At 64.0% G+C, this 7,003-nt stretch carries 10 protein-coding genes and 1 pseudogene; 3 read left to right on the top strand and 8 right to left on the bottom strand.

Going from position 1 to position 7,003, the window contains the following annotated elements; genetic code table 11:
• Positions 1-105, bottom strand: a pseudogene (locus tag MOV74_RS27100) (3-oxoacyl-ACP reductase); the annotation flags it as partial.
• Between the two features lie 116 nt (positions 106-221).
• Here MOV74_RS27100 and MOV74_RS27095 point away from each other — a divergent pair.
• On the top strand, positions 222-1,064 hold the full coding sequence (locus MOV74_RS27095) for a GNAT family N-acetyltransferase (RefSeq protein ID WP_246929587.1): 843 nt from the start codon (positions 222-224) through the stop codon (positions 1,062-1,064).
• Positions 1,065-1,072: 8 nt separating this feature from the next.
• Here the strand turns inward: MOV74_RS27095 and MOV74_RS27090 are convergent, their stop codons facing one another.
• The gene (locus tag MOV74_RS27090; RefSeq protein ID WP_246929581.1) at positions 1,073-1,519 is read right to left on the bottom strand and encodes a hypothetical protein; all 447 of its coding nucleotides are present in this window, start codon (positions 1,517-1,519) and stop codon (positions 1,073-1,075) included.
• Positions 1,520-1,802: 283 nt separating this feature from the next.
• Here MOV74_RS27090 and MOV74_RS27085 point away from each other — a divergent pair, with 283 nt between their 5' ends.
• Entirely contained in the window at positions 1,803-2,084 is a 282-nt protein-coding gene (locus tag MOV74_RS27085) for a hypothetical protein (protein WP_246929579.1), read from the top strand.
• Positions 2,085-2,136: 52 nt separating this feature from the next.
• On the opposite strand, the gene MOV74_RS27080 is transcribed toward MOV74_RS27085, so the two are convergent.
• The 6 genes from MOV74_RS27080 to MOV74_RS27055 all read right to left on the bottom strand — a co-directional run bounded on the left by MOV74_RS27080 (position 2,137) and on the right by MOV74_RS27055 (position 5,140).
• Positions 2,137-2,430, bottom strand: coding sequence for a hypothetical protein (locus MOV74_RS27080; protein WP_246929578.1), 294 nt, complete (start codon positions 2,428-2,430; stop codon positions 2,137-2,139).
• Positions 2,431-2,442: 12 nt separating this feature from the next.
• On the bottom strand, positions 2,443-2,865 hold the full coding sequence (locus MOV74_RS27075) for a curlin repeat-containing protein (protein WP_309486838.1): 423 nt from the start codon (positions 2,863-2,865) through the stop codon (positions 2,443-2,445).
• A gap of 96 nt (positions 2,866-2,961) precedes the next feature.
• On the bottom strand, positions 2,962-3,372 hold the full coding sequence (locus tag MOV74_RS27070; RefSeq protein ID WP_246929574.1) for a curlin: 411 nt from the start codon (positions 3,370-3,372) through the stop codon (positions 2,962-2,964).
• 26 nt (positions 3,373-3,398) lie between these two features.
• Entirely contained in the window at positions 3,399-3,791 is a 393-nt protein-coding gene (locus MOV74_RS27065) for a curlin (RefSeq protein WP_246929572.1), read from the bottom strand.
• Between the two features lie 120 nt (positions 3,792-3,911).
• A complete protein-coding gene (locus MOV74_RS27060; protein WP_246929571.1) occupies positions 3,912-4,313 on the bottom strand; it encodes a curlin subunit CsgB in 402 nt (133 codons plus the stop codon).
• Between the two features lie 179 nt (positions 4,314-4,492).
• Positions 4,493-5,140, bottom strand: coding sequence for a response regulator transcription factor (locus MOV74_RS27055; RefSeq protein WP_246929570.1), 648 nt, complete (start codon positions 5,138-5,140; stop codon positions 4,493-4,495).
• Positions 5,141-5,739: 599 nt separating this feature from the next.
• Between MOV74_RS27055 and MOV74_RS27050 the strand changes: the two genes are divergently transcribed.
• Positions 5,740-7,003, top strand: a 1,264-nt coding sequence (locus MOV74_RS27050; RefSeq protein WP_309486837.1) for an efflux RND transporter periplasmic adaptor subunit, incomplete at its 3' end; no start/stop codon positions are given.

Raw genomic sequence — 7,003 nt, 5'->3', positions numbered from 1 at the left:
CGACAGGATCGCGACGCGAAACCCGTCCGCCGCCAGCCGCCGCGCAGCCCCTGCCCCCATGCCGCTGCCGCCGGCGGTAACGAGCGCAACCTTCTCTGCTGCCATGACCGATCATCCCTTGAGTTGAGGCGAGCCACAGGCTCGGCCTATCATGAGGCCTTCTACAGCCAGACCTGTCGGCAGGTCCATGGTCGAAGGACGCACCTCATGAGCAATGCGAGATGAGCGATTTGCAGATCCGGAATTTGCGCCCCGGGGAGATCTCTCTCGCCATCGACTGGGCTGCGGCCGAGGGCTGGAATCCCGGCCTCTGCGATGCCGCCTGCTTCGCGGTTCCCGACGCGCAAGGCTTTTTCGTCGGCGAGATCGATGGCGAGCCGGTCGCGACCGTTTCCTGCGTCAATTACGACGACCGCTTCGCCTTCCTCGGATTCTATATCGTGCGCGCAGACTTGCGCGGCTCTGGCCACGGCCTGCGCATCTGGAATGCGGCGATCGCGCATGCGGGCGCGCGCGTGATTGGGCTCGACGGCGTCGTGGCGCAGCAGGACAATTACGGGAAATCCGGCTTCCAGCTGGCCTACGCCAATATCCGTTATGGCGGCATCGCCACCGCGCCCGCGAAGCCGCCTGCCGATGTCGTTGCGCTCGACAAAATCCCGTTTGCAAATGTGGAGACCGACGATGCCACGGTCTTCCCGGCCCGGCGCAGCGCCTTCCTGCGCGCCTGGATCAACACGTCGGGCCATGTCGGCCGAGCACTTGTGCGCGACGGCAAGTTCGCCGCATGGGGCGTGATCCGGCCGTGCCGGACCGGCCACAAGATCGGCCCGCTCGTCGCCGACGACCGCGCAGCGGCGGAGACGATCGTCCAGGCCCTGCTTGCGAGCGCCGATATCGGCGAAGTCTTCCTCGACGTCCCCGCCGTCAATCGCGAGGCGATCGCGCTCGCGGAGGCGCTCGGGCTCAAGCCGGTGTTCGAGACCGCGCGGATGTACACGGGGCCGATCGCGCCGCTGCGCATCGACCGCGTCTTCGGCGTGACCAGCTTTGAGCTAGGTTAGAGCGCAGCTCAGTAGCAGCGCATGATGTTGACGGTGTGCTCGCTGCCGCCGCGGCCGGGTACCGTCACCTGCTCCGTCGGGCAGCTCGGCACATAGGGCCGGTCGGACGGCACGACATTCGGCGGGAAGCGATGCGTCCAGTCCCAGGGAACGTCATAGGTGTAGGTATAGCGCACGTCGGTGGAGACCGGCTGCCCGGCATCGACGAAGGGCTGGCTATAGCCGGCGCCGTCGTAGAAGAACCCGCCGCCGCCCGGCCAGTAGACCCAGGGATTATTCCGCCGATGGAACCGGCCTCCCGGCGCGATCGGCGCACGCGCCATTGCGCCGGACGGCGCAGCCGTCACCCCATGCGGCGCGGCGCCGCCGGGTCTGGCAAAACTGTCATTGGCGGGAAGGAGCAGCGCAACTGCGCTGAGCGAGGCGAGCAAGGCCCCATGCATTCTATACGTCATGATACGCACCAACTCGTTTGGCTTAAGCGATTGCGGCTCCCCGCAGCTACGCTAGGCCGGGCCGTCGCCCACCCGCAAACGTATAATTAATTATTGGTTAAGGCACGGGATTAACCGCGGAACAACTGCGGCAAGTCGACCGGAATTCTCGGCTGACGGGCACTTCGTTCCGCGAAAGGCACCTCATAACCAGTTGATCGGAGTTGATCGCGGGCGGCCAACAGGTTCGGAACGCTCTCGCACTGCAACCGTTGGCTCCCGACACAAGCAAGGAGCATCTCGAATGCAGAACAAGTCAAAACTCCTCTGCCTGATCACGGCATCACTCGTCGCCGGCACTGCGGCTGCCTCGGCGCAGGGCTACGACTGGAACGGTCCGCGCGTGGGCTGGGACCGAACCGCGTCGCCTTACGAGCCGGTTCAGCGGCGGGCGTACTATCCTGATGTCGCGGGACCCTATGGCGCAATCAACGGCAGCAACCATCCGACCCCGAGCTCGACACAGGGCGATGTCGGCCCTGATGGCAACAACAACGGCACGCTGACCGGCGGCTATCGCTGGTAGAGTTGCTCGACGTGAGGCCCACCGTCCACATCGGACGGTGGGCCTTCGTGCGTCAACGGCCCTGCTGCTTGCGCAGCCAGTCGAGCATGTCCTGCGGCGTTCCAGTGCCTTGTCCAGTACCTTGCGTCACGATGGCGGTGTTGCCGCCGCTGCGGCGATAGACCGTCGTGCGCCCGGGTTCCTTCTCGATTTTGACCTCGGCCTGCGCCGGATCGCCGCTCTGGGTGATCACCGACGTGCCGTTTTCGTCCTGGACCATTGTGGTGTGGCCGTCGCCGGCGCCGGCCGGCGCCGCCGCAATCACGCTCATGAGTCCTATTCCGGATGCGAGCAGGAGCAACCTCATGTCACACCTCCATCATCGGCTGAACTGAAAGATCGCCAGCCAGTTGAAACGCCCGAACTGCCTTACGGCTCCCGTATTCATGTCTCCGATCTGGAGCAGGAGCGCGTTGGTGGAATTGCCGATCTGGGTGATATCGGCGGTGTTGCCCACACCGGACTGACCGATCACCGCATTGGTGGTGCCGCCCACCTGGATCACATTGGCATAGTTGCGCGTGCCGTTCTGGATGATGGTCGCGTCCACCGTCCCGGTGCCGCCGATCTGGATCACCCGCGCGATATTGATGCGGCTGTTCTCCTCGATCGTCACAGGCTGGACATTGTCGCCGAACTGCACGACCGTTTCGATACTGACATTCCCTCTCGTCACGCTGCGCTGGACCGACCCGGCGCTCGCCTGCGTCGTCGCGCCGATGGCGGCGAGCAACGCCGCCACGGCCAAGATTTGAATCGAGAGGCGCCTCAAGACCTGTCTGCCGCATCGCATCGCGCTTCCCCGTTCGTTCTCGACCCCAGCGAACTCGCTCGCCTGTTACGGGCCGGTCTGGACGATCGTCGAGGCGTTGATCGTGCCGAATTGCGCCACCGTGCCCGCATTCGTCGTGCCGAGCTGCGATATCAGGCTGGTCGCCGACTGGCCGGTCTGACCGACGAACGCGAGATTGTTCGCTCCCGTCTGCCCGATCGATGTGGAAGTCGTGCCGCCGAATTGCAGAACGCCCGTGGCATTGTTGGTGCCGTTCTGCGTCACGGTCGCACTGGTGCTGCCGCCGATCATGAACACGCCCGCCATGTTGAGCTGACTGTTCTGATTGAGTACGACCGGCGGGCCGCCGACCGAGACGATGGTCTTGATGTCGGCGGTCTGGGCACCGGCCGACCCGGCGCCGACCGAGCACAGAGCGAGCATCACGGCGCCCGCGCATCCCAAATGATGTTTCATGACATGCCTCGCCACTTCGGATCTGCTCACGGAGCCTGCTGGATGATCGTCGAGCCGTTCAGGATTCCGAGCTGACCGACGCCGGCCGTGTTGTTGGCACCGATCTGGCCGATCAGGCTCGAATTGATGCCACCGACCTGGCCCGCCAGCGCGGTGTTGGATGCAGTCGCGGTGGTGCCGCCCTGCCCGATCACCGAATTGTTGACGGTCAGGAGCGAGCCCGTCTGCAAGGTGGTCGCACTATTGGTGGCGCCGAACTGCAGCGTCGTAGCGCTGTTGCTGGTGCCGCCGCTCTGCGAAATGAACGAAGTGTTGGTCGTTCCGAACTGCAGCACGCTGGCGCTGTTGCCGGCCTGTGCATCGGCGGCCGTCAGCGCGCCGAACGCTGCAACCGTTGCAATGAAATAGGTGATCCGCATGTCAATTCCTCCGCGAGAATAAGCGAGCCATCACAATTGATCGGCCGGCCGGTTGCGGTGCATTCGAGAATGGCGCGGACGCACCGCAACTGGATGCGTCCGGCCAAACGGTTGTGTGGTTCAGTGCGCCGTCTGCGAGACGGTGCTGCCGTTGATGCCGAACACGCTGAGCTGGCCGACGCTGGCGGCGTTGTTCTGCAGCGCGGGCGGCCCGAACGAGTTCTGGGTGATCGAGCTGCCGTTGTTGCCGAACGCCACCTGGCCGGTGGCTGCCGTGTTCTGCACGCCGATCTGGTTCACCGTGCTGCCGTTGTTGAGCGAGGCCGAGCTGGTTCCCTGCATCGTGGTCGCACTGTTCACGATGCCGAGCTGGCTGGTCGAGGAGGTGTCGTTGGTAAGGCCCTGCTGCGAAACGCTCGAGCCGTTCACGACGCCGACCTGCACCGTGGTGGAGGTGTTGGCGGCCTGCGCGGCGGAGGACAGGGCGAACAATGCAACGGAAGCAAAAAGAAATTTACGCATGGAGAATCCCTTTCTAGCAAAGTTGTCTGACTGGGTTCTGATGCCGTCTTGGAAGAGGCCGACATCGTAGAGACAACTTTGAACCGATCGGGCTCCGTGCGACAGACTGCAGTTCATGCTAATCGGTACGGACTAGACGTTGCGCGAAATATCGGCACATGGAAGCGCAAGAGCAACTTCTATCCCGTGCCGGCGCGCGTCGTCTGCGCTTCGCGCCCCATGCTGTCGATCAGCCGCACCACTTCGATCGGCGTACGCAGCTCCAGCTTTCGCATCATCCTGGCACGATGGACCTTCGCCGTCACTTCGCTCACGCCAAGCCGCGCCGCAATCTGCTTGGCGACGAGCCCTTCGGCCATCAGCAGCATGATCTCGCGCTCTCGCGCCGTCAGCGTATCGACGCGCTGGCGGGCTTCACGCACGGTATCTTCGCGTTCCAGCCGCCTGCGATCGCGCTCGATGCCATGCCTGATCGCATCGAGGATCTCCTGCTCGCGAAACGGTTTTGGCAGAAACTCGACCGCGCCGCGCTTCATGGCTTCGACCGAGACGCGGACGTCGGAATGGCCGCTGATGAAGACGATCGGGATAGGCACGCCCGTCTCGGCGAGACGGCGCTGAAGCTCGAGGCCGGTCGGCGACGTGCCGGGAAAGCGGACATCGAGCACGAGGCACGCAGGCCCGGGCGAAATATTCTCCGCGAGGAATTCTTCCGTCGAAGCGAACAGCTTCACCTGGTGTCCAGTCTCCTCGCAGAGACTTCCGATCGCGGTTCGAATCTGAATCTCGTCGTCAACGATATAAACTATGGCTTGACCTGAATTCATGGCAACGGACTCCCCGGCTTGGGGCTCGATGAGCAGGCAACGAGCCATCCATTCTTCTTGCAAGCGAAAGCAATGTGCTTGGATGAATTCGCGGGGATCGGGCGAAGCGCATCGGTCCACCGGTTCGACGTCTTAAGGCCAACATGCGCTCGTGACGAGTGAAGGCGTTCACATATCGGGCTTCGTGATCGGAAGGAATTGAGCTCGCCGCCGTCCGCAGCGCGCGATCGCGAAAATGCGGCAATCCGGTGTCGTGCAGTCCGGTATCTTGAATGCAGTATCGCCAACTGCGTCATGCATCGCCACTCATGTGCCGACTCGAACACCCGGCGTCCGCTTCGCCAAAGCAGACGGGACGTTCAGTCAGTCTATCGAGTTCGATACCGCGCGCGTCATATCGATACGCTCGGTATGCATTTCGATCAAATCACGAAAAGTAGCACGGCACCGGCTTTACTACTGGATGATGAGTCGAGCCCGACCGTCGCCCCGGCAGCAGCGACATACGGACGATCGATATCGCTTTGAGAGATTTACAACCATAGCGCGATCTTTGTCCGTGCCGCCATCGAGGCCATTTCAAGAGGCGGGTTTTTGATATGCGATTTGTACCAATTATTGCCTTGCTCGGAACTGCGTGCAGCCTCGCCGCGATCTACATCGCGGGGCCCGCCGTCATCACCGGCGCGGCCGGGAGCGCTGCGGACAGGGCGTCGCACGCCCTGGACTCCACCAGGCGCCTGCTCGTGCCTGCTGGGCGAGACGTCCCGACTTTCGGGTCGGATGCGCCAATGTTCCGCTATGCCTCGATCCAGCGCGGCAGCATCGAGCAGACCGTCACCGTCACTGGTGCCCTGCAGCCGGTCAAGACGATCGAGGTCGGTTCCCAATTGTCCGGGCAGCTCGCCCGGGTCTATGTCGATTTCAACGACACCGTCACCAAGGATCAGCCGCTCGCCTTGATCGATCCGCGCAGCTTTGCGGCGAAGGTCGACGAAGCCAAGGCCTCCCTCGCCGTCGCCAATTCCCTGGTCGACATCGCACGGGCCAAGCTCGATCGCGCCAGGATCGACCTGCAAAATGCCAGGGGCAGCCGGGATGTGCTCGCCGCCAAGCTCGAAAGCGCCCAGGCGGTCAAGAGCTCGGCGCAGAAGACCCTGCAGCGGAAGCTGGCGCTCCAGTCGCAAAACGTGGTGGCGACGACGACGGTCGACGACGCGCAGACCGAGTTCACCGCACGCCTCGCCCAGGAGCGCGAGGCCGAGGTCCTGATGTCCCTCAACTCCTATTCGGTAGAGGGAGCGCAGGCCGACGTCCGCCGGATCGAGGCGGAGCTGCAGCAGGCTCGCATGGCCGTGCCGGAGAAGGCGGCTGTTCTCGCCGCGGCCCAGGCCGATCTCGACCGCACCGTGATCCGCTCGCCGATCGACGGCGTCGTCGTCGGCAGGTTCGTCAACGAGGGCCAGACGCTCGCGGTCGGACTGGAATCGCGCACCACCTTCGTGGTGGCGCATCGCCTGGAGGACATGGAGATCCACGCGCAGGTCGACGAAGCCGATATCGGTCGCATTGCCCCCGGCCAGCGCGCGCATTTCACCGTGGACGCCTACCCGGACCGCCGCTTCGAGGCGGTGGTGCGGCAGGTGCGCAAGGCCCCGCAGAACCAGCAGCACGTCGTCACCTACACCGTGGTCCTCGCGACCTCCAACCTCGATGGCGCGCTGCTGCCGGGGATGACCGCCCTGGTGAAGATCGTGATCGAGCGGCAGGACGACGTTCTGAAGGTGCCGCTCGCCGCACTGCGCTTCCAGCCCTCCGGCACGCGGCCGGACCCGGCTGGCACACGCAGCGGGGTGTGGGTCC

The sequence above is a fragment of the Bradyrhizobium sp. SHOUNA76 genome (genome assembly GCF_023006445.1).
GTDB lineage: Bacteria > Pseudomonadota > Alphaproteobacteria > Rhizobiales > Xanthobacteraceae > Bradyrhizobium.
This window is presented reverse-complemented; position numbering and strand designations above follow the sequence as displayed.

What these genes read in the sequence shown, in the direction of transcription:
- MOV74_RS27065 (WP_246929572.1), bottom strand. Translation starts at nt 3,791, where the DNA reads ATGCGGATCACCTATTTCATTGCAACGGTTGCAGCGTTCGGCGCGCTG.
- MOV74_RS27060 (WP_246929571.1), bottom strand. Translation starts at nt 4,313, where the DNA reads ATGCGTAAATTTCTTTTTGCTTCCGTTGCATTGTTCGCCCTGTCCTCC.
- MOV74_RS27090 (WP_246929581.1), bottom strand. Translation starts at nt 1,519, where the DNA reads ATGACGTATAGAATGCATGGGGCCTTGCTCGCCTCGCTCAGCGCAGTT.
- MOV74_RS27080 (WP_246929578.1), bottom strand. Translation starts at nt 2,430, where the DNA reads ATGAGGTTGCTCCTGCTCGCATCCGGAATAGGACTCATGAGCGTGATT.
- MOV74_RS27055 (WP_246929570.1), bottom strand. Translation starts at nt 5,140, where the DNA reads ATGAATTCAGGTCAAGCCATAGTTTATATCGTTGACGACGAGATTCAG.
- MOV74_RS27070 (WP_246929574.1), bottom strand. Translation starts at nt 3,372, where the DNA reads ATGAAACATCATTTGGGATGCGCGGGCGCCGTGATGCTCGCTCTGTGC.
- MOV74_RS27095 (WP_246929587.1), top strand. Translation starts at nt 222, where the DNA reads ATGAGCGATTTGCAGATCCGGAATTTGCGCCCCGGGGAGATCTCTCTC.
- MOV74_RS27085 (WP_246929579.1), top strand. Translation starts at nt 1,803, where the DNA reads ATGCAGAACAAGTCAAAACTCCTCTGCCTGATCACGGCATCACTCGTC.